Origin of the sequence: Kitasatospora sp. NPDC086801 (genome assembly GCF_044745805.1) — a bacterium.
Taxonomy (GTDB): Bacteria; Actinomycetota; Actinomycetes; order Streptomycetales; family Streptomycetaceae; genus Kitasatospora.
The window spans coordinates 26,841-42,538 of sequence record NZ_JBIVAX010000031.1; the positions used below are offsets into that span (position 1 = coordinate 26,841).

The 15,698-nt window shown below is 71.8% G+C and carries 19 protein-coding genes; 9 read left to right on the forward strand and 10 right to left on the reverse strand.

The annotated features are described in order from the left end of the window. Window positions 1-57: 57 nt before the first annotated feature. The 3 genes from ACIPLC_RS27070 to ACIPLC_RS27080 form a co-directional block, all read right to left on the reverse strand. A complete protein-coding gene (locus ACIPLC_RS27070) occupies window positions 58-1,455 on the reverse strand; it encodes an FtsX-like permease family protein (RefSeq protein ID WP_400475618.1) in 1,398 nt (465 codons plus the stop codon). Further along, the gene (locus ACIPLC_RS27075; protein ID WP_400475668.1) at window positions 1,452-2,225 is read right to left on the reverse strand and encodes an ABC transporter ATP-binding protein; all 774 of its coding nucleotides are present in this window, start codon (window positions 2,223-2,225) and stop codon (window positions 1,452-1,454) included. The genes ACIPLC_RS27070 and ACIPLC_RS27075 overlap by 4 nt, the downstream gene beginning before the upstream one ends. A 220-nt stretch (window positions 2,226-2,445) precedes the next feature. Beyond that, window positions 2,446-3,279: a helix-turn-helix domain-containing protein gene (locus tag ACIPLC_RS27080; RefSeq protein ID WP_400475619.1), complete on the reverse strand. Its 834-nt coding sequence runs from the start codon at window positions 3,277-3,279 to the stop codon at window positions 2,446-2,448. 101 nt (window positions 3,280-3,380) lie between these two features. Here ACIPLC_RS27080 and ACIPLC_RS27085 point away from each other — a divergent pair, with 101 nt between their 5' ends. The 5 genes from ACIPLC_RS27085 to ACIPLC_RS27105 all read left to right on the forward strand — a co-directional run bounded on the left by ACIPLC_RS27085 (window position 3,381) and on the right by ACIPLC_RS27105 (window position 7,477). Continuing rightward, window positions 3,381-4,358, forward strand: coding sequence for an NmrA/HSCARG family protein (locus ACIPLC_RS27085; protein WP_400475620.1), 978 nt, complete (start codon window positions 3,381-3,383; stop codon window positions 4,356-4,358). Between the two features lie 13 nt (window positions 4,359-4,371). Further along, window positions 4,372-5,178: an LLM class F420-dependent oxidoreductase gene (locus ACIPLC_RS27090; protein WP_400475621.1), complete on the forward strand. Its 807-nt coding sequence runs from the start codon at window positions 4,372-4,374 to the stop codon at window positions 5,176-5,178. A gap of 182 nt (window positions 5,179-5,360) precedes the next feature. Further along, on the forward strand, window positions 5,361-6,287 hold the full coding sequence (locus ACIPLC_RS27095; protein ID WP_400475622.1) for a ketopantoate reductase family protein: 927 nt from the start codon (window positions 5,361-5,363) through the stop codon (window positions 6,285-6,287). Between the two features lie 147 nt (window positions 6,288-6,434). After that, complete coding sequence (locus tag ACIPLC_RS27100) at window positions 6,435-6,836, forward strand: hypothetical protein (RefSeq protein ID WP_400475623.1); 402 nt, start codon at window positions 6,435-6,437, stop codon at window positions 6,834-6,836. 143 nt (window positions 6,837-6,979) lie between these two features. Further along, the gene (locus ACIPLC_RS27105; protein ID WP_400475624.1) at window positions 6,980-7,477 is read left to right on the forward strand and encodes a transcriptional regulator; all 498 of its coding nucleotides are present in this window, start codon (window positions 6,980-6,982) and stop codon (window positions 7,475-7,477) included. A gap of 33 nt (window positions 7,478-7,510) precedes the next feature. Here the strand turns inward: ACIPLC_RS27105 and ACIPLC_RS27110 are convergent, their stop codons facing one another. The 7 genes from ACIPLC_RS27110 to ACIPLC_RS27140 form a co-directional block, all read right to left on the reverse strand. Continuing rightward, entirely contained in the window at window positions 7,511-7,774 is a 264-nt protein-coding gene (locus ACIPLC_RS27110) for a hypothetical protein (protein WP_400475625.1), read from the reverse strand. 110 nt (window positions 7,775-7,884) lie between these two features. Then, complete coding sequence (locus ACIPLC_RS27115) at window positions 7,885-8,070, reverse strand: hypothetical protein (RefSeq protein ID WP_400475626.1); 186 nt, start codon at window positions 8,068-8,070, stop codon at window positions 7,885-7,887. Window positions 8,071-8,083: 13 nt separating this feature from the next. Then, window positions 8,084-9,298 carry a tetratricopeptide repeat protein gene (locus tag ACIPLC_RS27120; RefSeq protein WP_400475627.1) on the reverse strand — a complete coding sequence of 405 codons (1,215 nt, stop codon included), beginning with the start codon at window positions 9,296-9,298 and terminating at the stop codon, window positions 8,084-8,086. A 75-nt stretch (window positions 9,299-9,373) separates the two neighbouring features. Then, window positions 9,374-10,300, reverse strand: coding sequence for a hypothetical protein (locus ACIPLC_RS27125; RefSeq protein ID WP_400475628.1), 927 nt, complete (start codon window positions 10,298-10,300; stop codon window positions 9,374-9,376). A 339-nt stretch (window positions 10,301-10,639) separates the two neighbouring features. Next, entirely contained in the window at window positions 10,640-10,786 is a 147-nt protein-coding gene (locus ACIPLC_RS27130) for a hypothetical protein (RefSeq protein ID WP_400475629.1), read from the reverse strand. Between the two features lie 6 nt (window positions 10,787-10,792). Next, the gene (locus tag ACIPLC_RS27135) at window positions 10,793-11,038 is read right to left on the reverse strand and encodes a hypothetical protein (protein ID WP_400475630.1); all 246 of its coding nucleotides are present in this window, start codon (window positions 11,036-11,038) and stop codon (window positions 10,793-10,795) included. Continuing rightward, window positions 11,035-11,208, reverse strand: coding sequence for a hypothetical protein (locus ACIPLC_RS27140; RefSeq protein ID WP_400475631.1), 174 nt, complete (start codon window positions 11,206-11,208; stop codon window positions 11,035-11,037). Before ACIPLC_RS27140 ends, ACIPLC_RS27135 begins: the two co-directional genes overlap by 4 nt. 291 nt (window positions 11,209-11,499) lie before the next feature. Here ACIPLC_RS27140 and ACIPLC_RS27145 point away from each other — a divergent pair, with 291 nt between their 5' ends. From ACIPLC_RS27145 to ACIPLC_RS27160, 4 genes are all read left to right on the forward strand, one after another. Continuing rightward, window positions 11,500-11,739 carry a hypothetical protein gene (locus ACIPLC_RS27145; RefSeq protein WP_400475632.1) on the forward strand — a complete coding sequence of 80 codons (240 nt, stop codon included), beginning with the start codon at window positions 11,500-11,502 and terminating at the stop codon, window positions 11,737-11,739. 518 nt (window positions 11,740-12,257) lie between these two features. Beyond that, window positions 12,258-13,388 (forward strand): hypothetical protein, encoded by a 1,131-nt coding sequence (locus ACIPLC_RS27150; protein ID WP_400475633.1) that lies wholly within the window; start codon window positions 12,258-12,260, stop codon window positions 13,386-13,388. An 11-nt stretch (window positions 13,389-13,399) separates the two neighbouring features. Beyond that, a complete protein-coding gene (locus ACIPLC_RS27155; RefSeq protein ID WP_363631306.1) occupies window positions 13,400-13,942 on the forward strand; it encodes a GNAT family N-acetyltransferase in 543 nt (180 codons plus the stop codon). Between the two features lie 555 nt (window positions 13,943-14,497). Next, window positions 14,498-15,673, forward strand: a complete 1,176-nt coding sequence (locus ACIPLC_RS27160; protein WP_400475634.1) for a S1 family peptidase — start codon at window positions 14,498-14,500, stop codon at window positions 15,671-15,673. Window positions 15,674-15,698: the final 25 nt, after the last annotated feature.

The following is a 15,698-nucleotide window of genomic DNA, read 5'->3' on the forward strand; positions in this document are numbered from 1 at the left end:
CCCATGCGGCTTCGGCCCGACCCCACCGGACCCGGCGAAGGGCCCGGTCACCCCCGCTCACCCCCGCTCACCCCGCTCACCTCCGACCGCCTCGACCGCGCGCCCTCGGATCGCCCGCAGGCCGGTGCCCAGGATCCCCGGTACCGTCAGCGCCGCCGCGCCCGCCACCACCCAGCCGCACGCCGCGCCGGGCACCACCGGCAGCACCGACCCGGTCACCGCCCGGGCGAACGCCCCCGAGGCGACGGCCGCCACCGCCGCACCCAGCAGCACGCCGACCGCCGTGGTGAGGGCCGCCTCGACGGACAGCATCCGCAGCAGTTGCCGCCTGGTCGCGCCGACCAGCCGCAGCAGCGCGAACTCGCGCCGCCGGTCGGCCGTCAGGGCGACCAGGGTGTTGACGGTGGAGACGGCGGCGAAGCAGACCAGCATCCCCAGTTCCGCCTCGCGCAGCCAGACGTCCGTCGCCTTGGTGACGCTGGTCGTGGCGCCGGTCGTACGGACCACGTGCTCGGCGGTGCTCGTCATGATCAGCATGGTGCCCGACAGCCCGACCAGGAGCGCGACCGGCACCACGGCCGAGGCGAGCCGGGCCGCGTAGCCGCGCAGGTTGGCGTCGGCGAGCCAGCCGGCCCCGGGGGCCAGCACCCGCACCGGCGCGCCGAGCACGGCGGCCACGGCCCGCGCGGCGAGCGGCCCGAGCAGGGCGAGGGCGACCAGCAGCACCAGCGAGCCGAGCATCGTCGCCTGCCCCGCCTTGTCCAGTTCACCGGCCCCTCTGGTCGCGGCGAGCCGCAGCAGCAGCGCCCCGCCCGCCAGGACGGCCAGCCCGGCCAGCACCCGCAGCACGCCCGTCCGCCGCTGGCCGGAGGTGTCGGCGGTCAGCGCGACCGCCGGGGTGAGCCGGGTGATCCGCCGGGCGGCGAGGGCGGTGGCGGCCAGGCCGACCAGCAGCGCCACCGCCAGCGCGACCAGCACCGGCACCGGCGTTCCGGGAATGCGCAGACCGGGCGCGGCCAGCCCGCGCCGTTGGAGCGCGGCGAGGAAGCCCCGGGCGGCGAGGGTGCCCGCCGTGCCGCCGGGCACGGCTGTCAGCAGGACGGTCGCCGCGACCTGGGCCCGCACCAGCCGCCGCACCTGACGGGGTGTCGCGGCGACCGTCCGCAGCAGGGCGAGGTCGCGGTGCTGCTGGCGGAGGGTGAAGCCGAGCGCGTTGACCACGACGAACAGCGCGACCAGGACGGCGATCTCGCCGAACGCCCCCGCGATCAGCAACAGGCCCGGCCCGGCCACCAGCCGGCGGGCCACCGCGCCGGGGGCCGTGACCTGGGCCGCGACCAGCGAACCGAACAGCGTCACCGTCGCCACCGCCAGGAACAGCGCCACCGCCAACCCGGCGAAGGCGGCCGGTCGGCGCCGGATCTGGCCGGCCGCCAGGGCGAGGACGGGGCTCATCGCACGCACCCGCCCAACCGGCTCAGCCGCTCGCCGACCTGTGCGGCGGTCGGCCGGTCGAGCTCGTCCACCAGCAGCCCGTCGGCCAGCAGCAGCACCCGGTCCGCGTAGCCGGCGGCCACCGGATCGTGGGTGACCATCACACACGTCCGCCCGTCCAGGTCCACACCGGAGCGCAGCAGGTCGAGGACGTCGTGCCCGGTCGCCCGGTCGAGCGCGCCGGTCGGCTCGTCCGCGAACAGCACGGCCGGCCGCGCGACCAGCGCCCGGGCGATCGCCACCCGCTGCTGCTGGCCGCCGGACAACTGCCCGGGCCGGTGCCGCTCCCGCCCGGACAGACCGACCCGGGCGAGCGCCTCCCGCACCTGCGCCAGCTCCGGGCGCGCCCCCGCGAGCCGTCCGGGAAGCTCGACGTTCTGCGCGACGGTCATCGCGGGCATCAGGTTGAACGCCTGGAACACGAACCCCACCCGGGTGCGGCGCAGCTGCGCGAGCCGCCGCTCGGGCAGCCGGGACACCTCCGTCCCGCCCCACCGGACGGTGCCCCGGGTGGGGCGGTCCATCCCGGCGAGGCAGTGCAGCAGCGTCGTCTTGCCGGAGCCCGAGGGCCCCATCACCGCCGTGAACGTCCCCGGTGCGAAGGCCACGGACACCCCCCGCAACGCCCGGACGGCGGCCGCGCCCCGCCCGTACTCCCGGTGCAGCCCGTCCCCGGTCAGGGCCGCGCCCGCCGCCTCGCCACTCGCCGCCGCCGCGGCGGCTGTCGTCATCCCGTTCATGCCCTCCATCCTGGGCACGAACGGCCGCACGTCCGATCGGGCTGGCCCCCGAATGCGGGGTTCGGAAAACCGAACCCCGCAGCTCGCGCAGGGCGTGCCCTCGAACCTGCCCGGTCTGCGGCGCACGACACCAGGGACGGGCCCTCTGCTCGGGGTGGCCCTCGCCGGTGGGCCGGCGATGTGGCCGGCGATGTGGCCGGCTACGAGTCGACTACGTGGGGTAGGACGAACTGATCGTGTCGAGCATGCGGAGGCGGTCCGCCGAGTCGGTTCCGGGCGCAGCGCCCTGGAAGACGATGCGCTGGCCGGGGTCGCCGGACACGCGCAGGCTCTCCTCGCGCAGTTCGAGGGGGCCGACCAGGGGGTGGCGGTAGTGGCGCGTCGAGTGTCCGCACTCGGCGACGGGCTGCGCGGCCCAGATGCGGGCGAACTCGGGGCTCTTTATGCTCAGTTCGCCGACGAGGTCGGCGAGGGCGGGGTCGTCCGGCATGTCGCCGGTGGCCATCCGCAGGTAGGCCGCGGTGTGGACCGCCTCGGTGCGCCAGTTCGGCAGCAGGTCGGCCATGGCCGGGCTCAGGAACATCAACTTGGCCAGGTTGGCGGGCCGGCCGGGGGTGAGGCCGTAGAGCGCGTAGCCGAGCCGGTTGGCGCCGAGCAGGTCGAAGTAGCGGCCCACGACGATCGCCGCCTGGTCGATGGTGCTCTCCACCAGCGCGAGCACGGACGGGCGCAGTTGCTCCGGGCCGTAGGGGTGGCGGGTCTGCCGGGCCTGGGCGGGCCGGGCGAGGCGGAGCAGGTGGGCCTGCTCGTCCACGGTCAACCGGAGGGCGCTGCCCAGTGTCTGAAGCACGGAGTCCGACATCTGGTGGCTTTCGCCCTGTTCAAGGCGCGTGTAGTAGTTCACGCTGATGCCGGCGAGGCGGGCCACCTCGTCGCGGCGCAGTCCCGGCACACGGCGTGGCGTCCCGTACGTCGGCACGCCGCTGTCCTCGGGGGTCAGCGCGGCGCGGCGGGCCCGTAGGAATTCGCCCAAGTCCTCAGCCATGGGGCCATTGTCATGCCGCAGGCCGACGCGCTGCCACCCCCTGCCGTGGGTACCCAGCGCCGGGGCACGCGCGAGGGCGGAACCGGTGCCAGGGTGGAGGCATGACCGAACAGAAGATCATTGCAGTGGTGGGCGCGACCGGTGCGCAGGGCGGCGGCCTGGTGCGCGCGGTCCTCGACACCCCCGACAGCGGTTTCACGGTCCGTGTCCTCACGCGGGACGACGGCTCCCCGCAGGCGCGTGCGCTCGCCGAGCGCGGTGCGGAGGTGGTCCGGGCCGACCTGGACGACGAGGCCAGCGTGCACCGCGCGTTCGCGGGCGCTTACGGCGCCTACGTGGTGACCAACTTCTGGGCACCACTGACACCGGCGCAGGAGGCGGCCAGGAACCGGGCCCAGATGGAGATCGACCAGGCCCACGCCGCCGCCCGCGCCGCGAAGGCGAACGGCCTGCGGCACGTGGTGTGGTCCACCCTGGAGGACACCCGGCCGTACTTCGCCCACCTGGGCCGTACGGTGCCGACGCCGCTCGGCGCGTACGCGGTGCCGCACTTCGACGCCAAGGCGGAGGCCAACACCGCCTTCACCGGCCTCGGCGTCCCGACGACCTTCCTGCAGAGCACCTTCTACTACGAGGCGTTCGCCCAGGGGCAGGGCCCGCACCGCGACGCCGACGGACAACTCGTCCTCACCACCCCCATGGCGGCCAACCCGCTGGCCATGATCGCCGCCGATGACATCGGCCGCACCGCGCTGGGCGTCCTGCGACGCGGCGTGGAGTTCGTCGGCCGCACCGTGAGCATCGCCGGTGAGCACGCCACGGGCGACGAGTTGGCGGCCAAGTTCACCAAGCTCCTCGGCGAGCAGGTGACCTACCGGCCGCAGACCTACGAACAGGCGCGCGCCGCCGGACACCCGATCGCGGTGGAGGTGGCGAACATGTTCGAGTTCTACTCGGAGGCGTCCGCCTACTTCACCGGCGCTCGCGACCTGGACCTGGTGCGCCGGCTCAACCCGAGCCTCGAACCCCTGGACGGCTGGCTGGCACGCCACCGCGCCGCGATCGTGGCGGCGGTCTGAGATGAAGTTCGGTGTGCACAGTCTGATGACCGACGAGGGCATCCGCCCGGACCGGCTGGCCAAGGCCTTGGAGGAACGCGGGTTCGACGCGGTGTTCGCCCCCGAGCACACGCACATCCCGGTGCACTCGGAGGCCGAGTATCCGCAGGGCGGCCCGCCGCCCCGGTCGCTCCTGCGCACCTACGACCCGTTCGTCGCCCTGTCGATGGCCGCGGCGGTCACCGGCAGGCTGCTGCTGGGCACCGGCATCGCCATCCTTCCGCAGCGGGACGTATTCCAGACGGCGAAGGAGGTGGCCAGCCTCGACCGCCTGTCCGGCGGCCGGTTCCTGTTCGGCGTCGGCGCGGGCTGGCACACCGACGAGATGCGCGACCACGGCGTCGACCCCCGCACCCGCGGCGCGCGCCTGACCGAGCAGCTGGCCGCGCTCAAGGAGATCTGGACCAAGGACGAGGCCGAGTTCCACGGCGAGCACATCGACTTCGCCCCGATCCACTCCTGGCCCAAGCCCCTGCGCACGCCCCCGATCTACCACGGCGGCGAGGGACCTCGCGTGCTGGCCAGGGTGCGGACGTACGGCGACGTGTGGATGCCCACGGCCGTCGCCGACCCCGCCGACGTCCCGAAGCAACTGGCCGCCGCCGACGGCGTACCGTTGTCGGTCTACAACGTCCCGGGCGACGAGCGCCTCATCGACGCCTACGTGGAAGCCGGCGTCGAACGGCTGACCCTCTTTCTCGAGGAGCTTCCCGAGGACCGGACCCTCACCAGGCTCGACGCCCTGACGAAGCTGATCGACCGCTACCCCGACCGGCCGTGAGGGCCGACCGGCTGTGAGGCTCGACCGGTCATGACGACCGGCAGGCAGCACAGCAGGTGACGCACTACCCTGGACCGGCCGAGCGGCGCGCCCCGCGCGCTCCTCGGCCCCCGGGGCCGCCCGACCCCACCATCGAGGTCCTCAGCCACATCCCATCCCCCGTCCCACGCCCAGGAGTCGACATGACGGCCACCCCCTCGACCATCGCCGTCCTCGGACCGGGCGGCGTCGGCGGCCTGATCGGCGGACTGCTCGCACGCGCCGGGCACCGGGTGATCTGCCTGGCCGGCGAGGAGACCGCCGCCGTCCTCGACCGGGACGGACTGCACGTCCACAGCGGGCAGTTCGGCGAGTTCACCGCCCGGGTCGAGGCCGCCACCGAACTGCGCGAGCCGGTCGACGCCGCGTTCGTGACCGTCAAGGAGACGGCGCTCACCGCCGCGCTCGACCGGATGCCGCCGCAGGCCCTCGGCTCCGCCGTCGTGGTGCCGCTGCTCAACGGAATCGACCACGTCGCGGCGCTGCGCGAGCGGTACCCGGCCGGGCAGGTCGCGGCCGGCACGATCCGGGTCGAGGCCACCCGGACCGCCCCCGGGCGGATCGAGCACACCAGCCCCTTCGCCGTGCTCGAACTGGCCGGACCGGTGGAGGACCTGGCCGAGCAACTGCGGCTCACCGGCCTCGACGTCACGCTGTGCGAGGACGAGACCGCGATGCTCTGGAGCAAGCTCTCCTTCCTCGCCCCGTTCGCGCTGCTCACCACCCGCCACCGCAGCGAGGTCGGCGTCGTGCGCACCCAGCACCGGCCCGAACTGCTCACCGTCCTGGACGAGATCGCGGCCGTCTCCGGCGCGGCCGGCGCCCCGGCGGACGCGCAGGCCCTGCTCGCCGCCTTCGACCGGGTGCCCGGGTCGATGAAGTCCTCGATGCAGCGCGACGTGGAGGCCGGCCGCCCGATCGAGCTGGATGCCGTCGGCGGCGCCGTCCTGCGGGCCGCCGCCGCACACGGGGTCGACACACCGACCCTCGCCCGGCTGGTGCGCGACCTGTCCGGACCGGCCAACCGGCAGCAGTCCCGGACAACTTCACGTCACGGGCAGCGCCCGTGACGTGAAGTCGGCGAAGTCGAGTGCGGAATCTGATGTTCCATCAACTCCCGTTCCTGGCCGACAGTAAAGGTTCACCCATGATTCACCCGATCGGGCGGAACCACGGGTGGGCGATCAGGCGTTGATGCCGGCGGGAGGGATACAGACATGACAAAGAAACCGTACCGATTGGCCGCCGCCGCACTCGCGCTGCTCGCCACCGCCCCACTGCTCAGCGCGTGCAAGGACGTCGACCAGGCACTCGACTGCGGCAAACAGGCCGTCAGCATCACCGGCGACATCCAGGACCTCGCCTCATCGGCCATCAACGTCGGCCAGCTCACCGACCAGGAGCGCCGCAAACACACCACCGACGCCCTGAAGAAGGTCGGCGACGACATCAAGAAGCTCCGCGACCACAACAGCGGCGACAAGCTCGACAAGGCCACCGACAAACTGAACAAGGCCGTCTCCAGCGCCCAGGACAACGTCTCCAAGGGCAAGATGCCCAACATCGGGGCGATCACCGACGCCGCCGGCGACGTGACCAGCGCCTGCGCCGGGTCCTGATCCACCGACCGCGCCGACCGCTCCCGGCCCCGCACCCGCGGGGCCGGGAGCGACCCGGGGCCCGCCCCGGCCTGTCGCCACCACCCGGTCCCCGCCAGGCGGTAGGAATGGCACCGGGACCGAACCGCACCACGGAGGCACCGGTGAACCACCCGATCCTCGACCAGATCCGCGACCTGCGCGCCGAGTTGGCACCCGGCGACGCCGCCCCGGCACTCGTCACGGCGCTCGCCGAAGGCACCGCGCCCCGCACGGCCCTGGCCGAACTCGCCGCCCAGCAGCACCGGATCATCTCCTCCGACCGACGCAGCCTCCTGCTGCTCGCCACCCGCAGCGCCGACCGGCCGCTGAGCGCCTGGTTCGCCACCCTCGCCGAGGGCGAGAGCGCCGCGCTGCGCACGCTGCCCGGCCTCGCCGCCGCCTGCGGCCTCGGCCCGGACGAACTCTCCGCCCGGCCGCCGCTGCCCGACTGCCAGGCCTACCCGGCCCACCTCGCCTGGCTCGCGCTGAACGGCGGGCCCGCTGCCGCGGCCGTCGCCCTGGTCGCCAACTTCGCGGCCTGGAGTAAGTACACAGACGTAGACTTAACCCCTGGCCTGCGGAAACACGTACAGCTCACCAGCTACGCGCTCGTCGCGTGAGCTTGGAGGCTCCGGTTTAAGCGGGGCGCCCACTCAGGGCATCGTCTTCCGCCCTGGCATGCTGATAGGCATCCACGGCCAGGGTGCGGGGCGCAGGCCGGTTGCTTCCTCAAGCGGCCGGACGCGGTACCCGGCTTTGATCATCTGGGCCTGGAGCCACTTGGAGTCGCACCCGTAAACCGTCGCGAGCCTTCTGACGCCGACGCCGGAGGCGTACCGGAGGGCGATGGCCGGCAGCGCGGCGATCACGAGCGCCTTGAGCATGGCCTGCCGGTCTTGTTCGGTGGTGGCCCACATAGCTACTCCTGAGGAGGGTGGAGAGTCCTCCGCCCTGCGGCAGCGGGGGCAGCCGCAGGGCGGAGGCGGGCCCGCCGCTGGGGGTTGAGGGCGGCGGGGGTGCGAGATGGTCAGTACGTGTCGAAGACCTGGGCCTTGAACCCCAGACCCTTCTGCCAGACCTCCACCGTTCGCCGGTCGCCGACGCGGGCGTACCGGAGCGTGCCGAGGTCGGCCTCGTCCCGGGGCGTGCGGTAGTACCGGACGCCGGTCACGGCGTAGACGAGCAGGGCAAGGACGAGGGCAACGCGTTCCATGGGGTGCTCCGGTCTACTGAGGGGCCGAGGGGAGGTTCGTGGGTGCGCGGAGCGCTTCATCTCGCGCACGGAAGCCGAAGCTGATGAGGGTGACACTCTCTCCAGCGCTGAGAGGCGTGCGGCCGTGCGGCGTGAGGGCTCCGTCGAAGACGACGCAGTCACCCGGCGCAAGCGCGCATGTGAGATAGCGGTCGGCGTTGATGAAGACGGTGGCACTGACCTGGGGCGCCCCGCTGGGGCGCTCGTGCCGCAGGCAAAGGATCAGGTTCGCCTCGCCGAAGCCCAGCTCATCCACGTGGAAGTCGAGGAACTGCCCTGCCTCCGTGTACGCGATGTAGACGGCGCTGTGGGGCTGCTCCACGACCATGCCGGTGGAACGCGCCACGACGGAGGCGAGGTCGACCTGTTCGGCGAAGCTGTTCGCAGCGTCGCCGACGGCCGCGTTCCACTTGCCGTTGTGGAGGTATCCGTCAGCGGCAACGGCCTTCTCGGCCTCCTCCGCCATGGCGGCGATCAGGGCGGCGGGGAGCGACTGATCACGCTGGTGGCGCAGGTGGCGCGGGTGCACTCGCTGGTGTGCGGTGAGTGCCCGCGTGGCGTCCCGCAGGGCGGGGAAGTCCTCCGCCCAGCGGGCCGGCGTCCGTGTCGTGGTGCGGGACTGGAGCCAGGAGGTCCACCGGCTGCTCCAGTCGCGCGGTGTCAGGCCCGGGGCTGGGGATGCGGCGGCCTTGGCGAGCAGCAGCTCCATCCGATCGAGCGCGGCCTGCGTGGACTCGACTAGTTCGGTGTCGCCCTTGGCAATCCGCAGGCGCAGCGCCTCTTGCAGGTGGGCCTGGGCACCTGCAAGGTCGCCTCGTTCCATCAGGGCCTTGCCGGTGTGCTGGAGCGCGTAGTCCACGAGTTCCGGGTGCTGCTGGCGCGCGGTGCCCAGCGCGCTGCGGTAAAGGGCGTCCGCGTCCCGTAGGTCCCCGGCGTAGCGGTGCGCGTCGCCGAGGTTGAGCCCAGTGGCGACGACGGCGTGGGTGTTGCTGAGAGTCGCGGCCAGGTCGAGCGACTGCCGCAGGAAGGTGCGTGCGTCGTCGTAGTTCCCCAGGCTCAACTGGCCGATGCCGATCCAGCGGGTCAGGACCCGGGCACGGGCGAGGTCGGCCCCGTCGGGCAGCGCCCGCAGTTCCTTGTGGAGTTGGCCGACTGCGGTGGTCAGCTCAAGGCGGTCGGTGGGGACCATCCGAAGGTTGTCGTCGTGTGTGATGAGGTGCCCGAGCACTTGACCCTCCGTCGTTCGGTTCTGCTCAGCGTGGCATTACAGCTGGTCGGTCTGGTTGCGCAGGTCGGCCAGCAGCTCCACGCCGTGGGGGGTGAAGTGCTCGCGCAGGATTTCGAGTTCGCGCATGAGGTAGCGGACGGCCGGCAGCCCCTCGTCGTAGGCGCTCTGGAAGCAGGCGCGCTCGTTGGGCGTGAGGTCGACGCGGCGCAGTTCGGTCTGGCGGAACCGGAGCAGCTGGTTGTAGACGCAGGTCGCGTGGAAGGCCCTGTCGATCTCCCAGTACTGGTTGCGGTCCTCGTCCTGTCCCGCCCGCCACTTGATCTCGATCTTGGGGGAGGTCTGGGAGGAGTATCCGTCGGCGAAGACCTGGTGCTGGAGGACGTGGAAGCTGATCGACTGGTGCGTGCCCTCGTGGAGGATGTTCTCCGCCAGGAAGAGACCGGAGGGCCGCTCACTGACGGTGTTCGGCGGAATGTGGCGCGACGCCTTGTCGGAGAACACGATGACGTACGGAAGCGCCGGGTCACTGGAGCTGGTCAGCGAGGAGGTACGGACCCCGGGCTTGAGCCCGACCCACAGGAGCCCCCGGACGAACTCGCGCACGCGGGCGAACCCCTCGGGGTGGACCAGCGACAGGCGGTCCAGGGCACCGGTCAGCGACACACGGCGCTCGTCGGTGTGCTCGGCGATCTCGTAATCCTCCAGATTGATCTCGTTGGCGATCTCGCTCGGCAGCTCGGCGTCGAACCAGTCGAACGACGCACCGGCCACGGCCACGGTCTCACTGCGCAGGGAGCGGGCGTGCTCCGCGAAGGGGACGCTGGACTTCACCAGGCACTCCATCAGGGCGAACGGGAGGGCCCGGTCCGCTCCGCCTTCGCGCAGGTGGAGCAGGTCCGGGTCCTTGCGGTCGAGGTCGAAGAAGGAGCCGGTGGGGACACGGTCAGCGATGGCGGTCTTCAATGCGGGCTCTCCTTGATCAGGGGGTGTGCGACGCGGAGTGGCGGGTCGGCTCGGACGGCTATCCGGGCCGACCCGCCCATGCCGTCAACTAACCGGCATCAGTGTGGAACTGCGGTCAGACCTCGGTGCCCACGGGCGCGAAGTCGCCGTCCGGGACCTTGTGGTCCAGGCGGCGGGTCAGGTTGGTGACCTGGGGGTCACCGGGGTTGAGGTGGTTCATGTGCCTCTCCAATCGGGTTGGCTCTGCTTGCCCGAGTGCGGGCGAGCAGTGGTGCGGGTGGTGCCGCCCGGCCTGACAAGGCACCTTCGGCAGGCCGGGAGAATGTGGGCCCCGAGCGGCTAGAAGCGGCCAGAGGCGATCAACGCCGTTGCCAGCGTTATGAGTGCGAGCAGCGAGAGTGTGTAGGCGACGGCGACCGGTACGGGGGTGGGGACGCCGCGCGCTGCCTTCTCGGCGGCCTCGCGATAGTCGTCCTGGTCGTCCACGAGGCTCTACGCCGGGCGCTTGTCGAGCGCGGCCCGCAGTGCGGCACGGCGGTGGGGCGTCCGGGCTCGGGTGATGCAGTCGCTACAGATCAGGCGGCAGGTGCTATGGGGGTCACCGGGGGCCTGGAGCGAGGTGCCCGCGCAGACCAGCGCCTCCCGGCGGCAGACCCAGCAGGCCCCCTCGCGGTAGCCGTCGGGCCGATCTGTGACGATCCCCCCGCCCGTGAGCCGGGCGGGCAGCGGGGTGCTCAATCCGCGGCCTCCAAGTTGCTCAGGAGGACGAATTCCGGGTACGGGTCGTCGGAGCTGTCCCGGTTCACCCAGGCGTGGTTGGCGAGCCTGCTCGGGGTCTCCGCGACGGTGCCCGTCCAACCGTCCGTGCGGTGCCGGACCGGGTCGCCCTGGATCACACTGACTTTCACAGTTGCGCCTCTCCGTCGGTGCTCATGCGGCGTTCCTGCGGGCGACGCAGGCGGGGCAGGTGCACCAGGACCGCACGGCGGCGATCTGAAGCTCGCCAGCCCCGGACAGGGGGCAGCTGGCGGCGTTGGCCGTCCTGTAGTCGTCCAGCGGGCTCCAGCCGGGGGGGGGGAAGTCGGTTCGACTCACTCTTGCTCCGACCCACGTCGACCTCGCGGTACTCACGCTTGGGGTTGCGTCTCGCCATCGGTCTGTCCTCCTTCGCCGTGGCGGTGGGGGGTTACTTTGCGGTCATGCCCGCCGAGCCGTTCATCAACGACGACGACCACGACGCCTGCTGGATCTGTCCAAGCCTTCGGCTCCCCGCTGGGGCGTTCGACGTGCTCGAACGCCCCAGCGGGGATTACCCGTTCAACCCTGCCGACGGCTTCCGGTACAACCGGGAGGGAGTCCCGGCCTGCGTGCACGGAGACCGCATCGGGCTTCCTCCTGGCCGGTACGCGAGTGCCGGCCAGGAGCTACCCGAGGGCTAGACGGTGATGGCGTGCTACTCGTCGCCGCCGTTCTCGTTGTCGTTCCCGTGCTGGTTGCCGCTGTCGTCACCGTGGTTGTTGTTGCCGTCGCTCATCAAGGCGTCCCTTCTGAGTAGCTGCCGAAGACCGGCAGCGTCGGTGTGTGATCGAGCTGCCGCAGGGTTCATGAGGCCCCAATGTCCTCACTTCGCCTGTCGGCTGCTGACATTCAGTCAACCGTCGGTCACACAACTTCGGATAGGACGTTCCAGCGTGGTCGTCTTCACGGCCCCCGGACATTTCTGAGGGTTGACGGCGGGGTGCCGGGGGGTAGCGTCGCCTCACCGGACCGAGGAGCCCCTATGGCAGCCGCCCGCCCGAACCAAGTCCTTCGGGGTCTCATGCTCACGAACACGTTGTCCGCGAGTGACCTGGCGCGAGCCGTTAACGCCGCTGAGGAGCGGCGTTTCGGTCAGCCGGGGAGTGCGACGGACCGACACGTGCGGCGGTGGCTCTCTGGCGAGACGGGACTACCGCAGATGCACTACCTTGTGGCACTCACGGATGTTTTCGACCTGCCTGCGGATCAGCTCGGGTTCACTCTTTCGGGTGCGAGGGCCCGCCAGCTTGCGGCCGTCCAGCCCCGATCTACGCTGCTGGGAGAGACGCCCGCCGAGCCTCAGGAGAATCACGTGCTCCGTCGTCAGTTCATGATCGCCGCCACTGGGAACCTCATCGGTTTTGCATTCGCACCTCTGCCGACCTCGGGGCGCATAGGGATGGCCGATGTCGAGCGCATCCGGGGGAGCATCGACGAACTCCATGCCGTGGACGACGCCTACGGGGGTGAGCAGCTCGCCGACATCGCCGAAGAGGCCGTCAAGCAGATCGAGGACGCCATGGGCCGGTGCGTCTACGGGCCCCGAGTGGAAGCAGCGCTCTACCAGGTGATCGGCGAGCTACATGCCAGCGCGGGATGGTTCGCCTTCGACACCGGCGACCAGAGCCGCGCGGGCCAGAATTTTGACTCTGGGTTGCGCGCCTCCCTGTTGGCCGGCGACCGCATGCTCCAGGCCCGCATCTGGGCCTATATGTCCCGCCAGAGCTGGGAGCTTGGCCGGGCGACGGAGACCATCACCATCGCCCGAGCGGCCCTGGATGCCACGCGTAACAGCCGCGACCACCGCCTCAGCGCCCTGCTGCATGGCCGGCTCGCCCTCGGTTACGCGGCTTCCGGAGAGAGCACCCGGTGCGCAGGCGCTCTCGCACGGGCCGAGACTTCGCTGGACAGGGCCACCGGCACAACGCCGCCAGCGTGGCTGGCCTTTGTCGGCCCGGGTGAGCTACTTGGCGCTGCGGCCATGGCACACATGGACCTGGGTCAGGCCGACAAGGCGGCCGACCAGGAGGAGCAGGGCATGCGGTTGTTGGACCCTGCCTTCAGGCGTAACAGGTTCGCGAAGAGCGTGCACCTTGCCGAGTGCTACCTTGCCGCTGACGAACCGGAGCGGGCGATCGACATGGCGGATGGGGCCCTCGCCCTCTATCCCTCAGTGAACTGCCCCCGTTGGGCCACGCGTCTCGGCAAGTTCCGAGGAAAGGTGGCCGACCTCGGTCTACCGACGACGAAGTCCTTCGTGGAACGCTACGACGTCCTGATCACCTTGTGAGGAGCACCCGCGTGGCCGCCACCCTGACCGTCAGCTACTACACCGCCGACGACTTGCCCGTCATCGAGGGACAACTGATCGAGGTGTACGCCGAGGTGTACGCGGAGGAGGCAGCCTCTGATCCGTTCTTCCGTGTCGAACGCTTCACCGAACGCCTTCACCGCCATGCTGCCGGGCCGCGCTGGGGCTGCGCGCTAGGAGAGGTCGATGGCTCGGTGGTCGGGTACGCCTACGGTTTTGGACGCACGGCGGCGTACCGGTGGGGCGGACTGATCACTCCGGTGCCAGCCGACCTGCTGGAGGAGACCGATAACAGGACCTTTGCCTTGTGCGAGGTGATGGTCCGTAAGGAGTGGCGTGGCACGGGCGTTGCACGCACCTTGCACGAGGAACTGCTGTCGCACAGGCCGGAGGATCGCTCCCACCTCTTGGTCGAGGAGGACCACCCGAAGGTCCGAGCACTCTACGAACGATGGGGCTACACCTGGATGGGCACGATGCAGCCCTACCCAGACTCGCCCCGCTATGACTCCATGCTTCGCCCGATCATGTGACACAGAGAAGGGGCGGATTCCCCCTGTTCGAGCATGGTCACGTCCTTCCGTTCGGGTGGGAGGGGGTGGGCCCTGGCGCCATCGGCCGGCGGGGCTGTCGACGGCCGGCTGGGTGGGCGAGGCGGGGGTGGGCTCTGGTGTCCTCTCTCCGATCTCGACGCCGTCGGCGAGCAGCTGCCGGACGGCGTCGTCGACCTGGTGCTCGTAGGGGTGGCGGGAGATGTAGTAGCCGTTCTCCCGGATCTCGTACATGTCGGCCGCGAAGTCGGTGGTGTTGAGGGTGACGTCCAGGCGGCGGTCGTGGCCGGCACCGGTGACGCTCCAGCGGCCGACACCCCCCGCGGACCACGTCAGGTCGATGTCTGCTCCGGTGCGGGACCGCTGGGCGCGCTCGCGCTCGGCCTGCTCGTCGGCGCGGCGCTGGCGCCGCGCCGAACCGCCGACCGCCCCAACAGGGGTATAGCGCCGGAGTGCAGGGGAATCCGGCATGTTCCTGGCATTGCACGCGGATCGCTACCGTTCCGGCAACCCCCACGCCGAACGAGGAGACCCCCCATGCTCCGCATCCGTGTGCTCGCGGTCGCCACCGCGCTCGCGGGCGTCGCCCTGACCGCCGCCCCCGCCGTCGGCGCGCCCGCTGACAACCCGTCCATAGCCGCCGCCCTCGCCGCCCCCACGGCCCGCACCGCCCCGGTCCCGGCCGCGCTGCTCCCCGCGCTCCGGCGCGACCTCGGCCTCTCCCCGCAGGCCGCCGCCGACCGGCTGGCCGGGGAGAGCAGGGCCGCCCAGGTCCGGACCGCGCTCGCCGGCGTGCTGGGCGCCCGCTGGGCCGGGGCCTGGGTCGAGGGGCCGGACGCCACCCTGGTGGTCGCCACCACGGACGCCTCCGCCGCCCGGACCATCACCGCGCACGGCGGCCGGGCCACCGTCGTCCGCAACGCCCTGGCCGACCTCGACCGGGCGAAGGCCGCACTCGACCGGGCGGCCCGGACCGCCACGCCCGCCGCCACGCCGCTCTGGTCCGTGGACGTCCGCACCAACGCCGTCGTGGTCCGGTCCTCCGACACCGCCCGGACCGAGGACTTCCTGCGCCGCTCCGGGGTGGACCGCGCGCTGGTCCGGGTCGAGCGGGCCACCGTCACGCCCCGGCCGCTCGCCGACCTGCACGGCGGCAACGCGTACTACATCGACAACGCCGCCCGCTGTTCGATCGGCTTCCCCGTCACCCAGAACGGCCGGCCCGGCTTCGTCAGCGCCGGCCACTGCGGGCAGCCCGGCTCCAACGCGACGGCCTCCGACGGCAGTTCGATCGGCACCTTCCAGGGCTCGATCTTCCCCGGCAACGACTACTCCTGGGTGCAGGCCGGCCCGGGCTGGACGGCGCAGCCGCAGGTGAACGACTACGCGGGCGGCGCGGTGACGGTCGCCGGATCGACCGAGCAGCCCGTCGGGTCCTCGGTCTGCCGCTCCGGCTCCACGACCGGCTGGCACTGCGGCACCGTCGAGGAGGTCAACGCCACCGTCACCTATCAGGAGGGCAGCGTCTACGGCGTCACCCGCACCAGCGTGTGCGCCGAACCCGGTGACTCCGGCGGGTCGTTCATCTCCGGCGACCAGGCCCAGGGCGTCACCTCCGGCGGCTCCGGCGACTGCACCTCGGGCGGCGAGACCTACTTCCAGCCCGTCAACCCGATCCTGAGCGCCTACGGCCTCACCCTGGCCACCGGCTGAGCCACCCGCAGAGCCGGGGCCGCTG

Coding starts and splice junctions, on each gene's coding strand:
- ACIPLC_RS27070 (WP_400475618.1), bottom strand. CDS start 1,455: ATGAGCCCCGTCCTCGCCCTGGCGGCCGGCCAGATCCGGCGCCGACCG.
- ACIPLC_RS27075 (WP_400475668.1), bottom strand. CDS start 2,225: ATGACGACAGCCGCCGCGGCGGCGGCGAGTGGCGAGGCGGCGGGCGCG.
- ACIPLC_RS27080 (WP_400475619.1), bottom strand. CDS start 3,279: ATGGCTGAGGACTTGGGCGAATTCCTACGGGCCCGCCGCGCCGCGCTG.
- ACIPLC_RS27085 (WP_400475620.1), top strand. CDS start 3,381: ATGACCGAACAGAAGATCATTGCAGTGGTGGGCGCGACCGGTGCGCAG.
- ACIPLC_RS27095 (WP_400475622.1), top strand. CDS start 5,361: ATGACGGCCACCCCCTCGACCATCGCCGTCCTCGGACCGGGCGGCGTC.
- ACIPLC_RS27100 (WP_400475623.1), top strand. CDS start 6,435: ATGACAAAGAAACCGTACCGATTGGCCGCCGCCGCACTCGCGCTGCTC.
- ACIPLC_RS27110 (WP_400475625.1), bottom strand. CDS start 7,774: ATGTGGGCCACCACCGAACAAGACCGGCAGGCCATGCTCAAGGCGCTC.
- ACIPLC_RS27115 (WP_400475626.1), bottom strand. CDS start 8,070: ATGGAACGCGTTGCCCTCGTCCTTGCCCTGCTCGTCTACGCCGTGACC.
- ACIPLC_RS27120 (WP_400475627.1), bottom strand. CDS start 9,298: ATGGTCCCCACCGACCGCCTTGAGCTGACCACCGCAGTCGGCCAACTC.
- ACIPLC_RS27145 (WP_400475632.1), top strand. CDS start 11,500: ATGCCCGCCGAGCCGTTCATCAACGACGACGACCACGACGCCTGCTGG.
- ACIPLC_RS27150 (WP_400475633.1), top strand. CDS start 12,258: ATGCACTACCTTGTGGCACTCACGGATGTTTTCGACCTGCCTGCGGAT.
- ACIPLC_RS27160 (WP_400475634.1), top strand. CDS start 14,498: ATGCTCCGCATCCGTGTGCTCGCGGTCGCCACCGCGCTCGCGGGCGTC.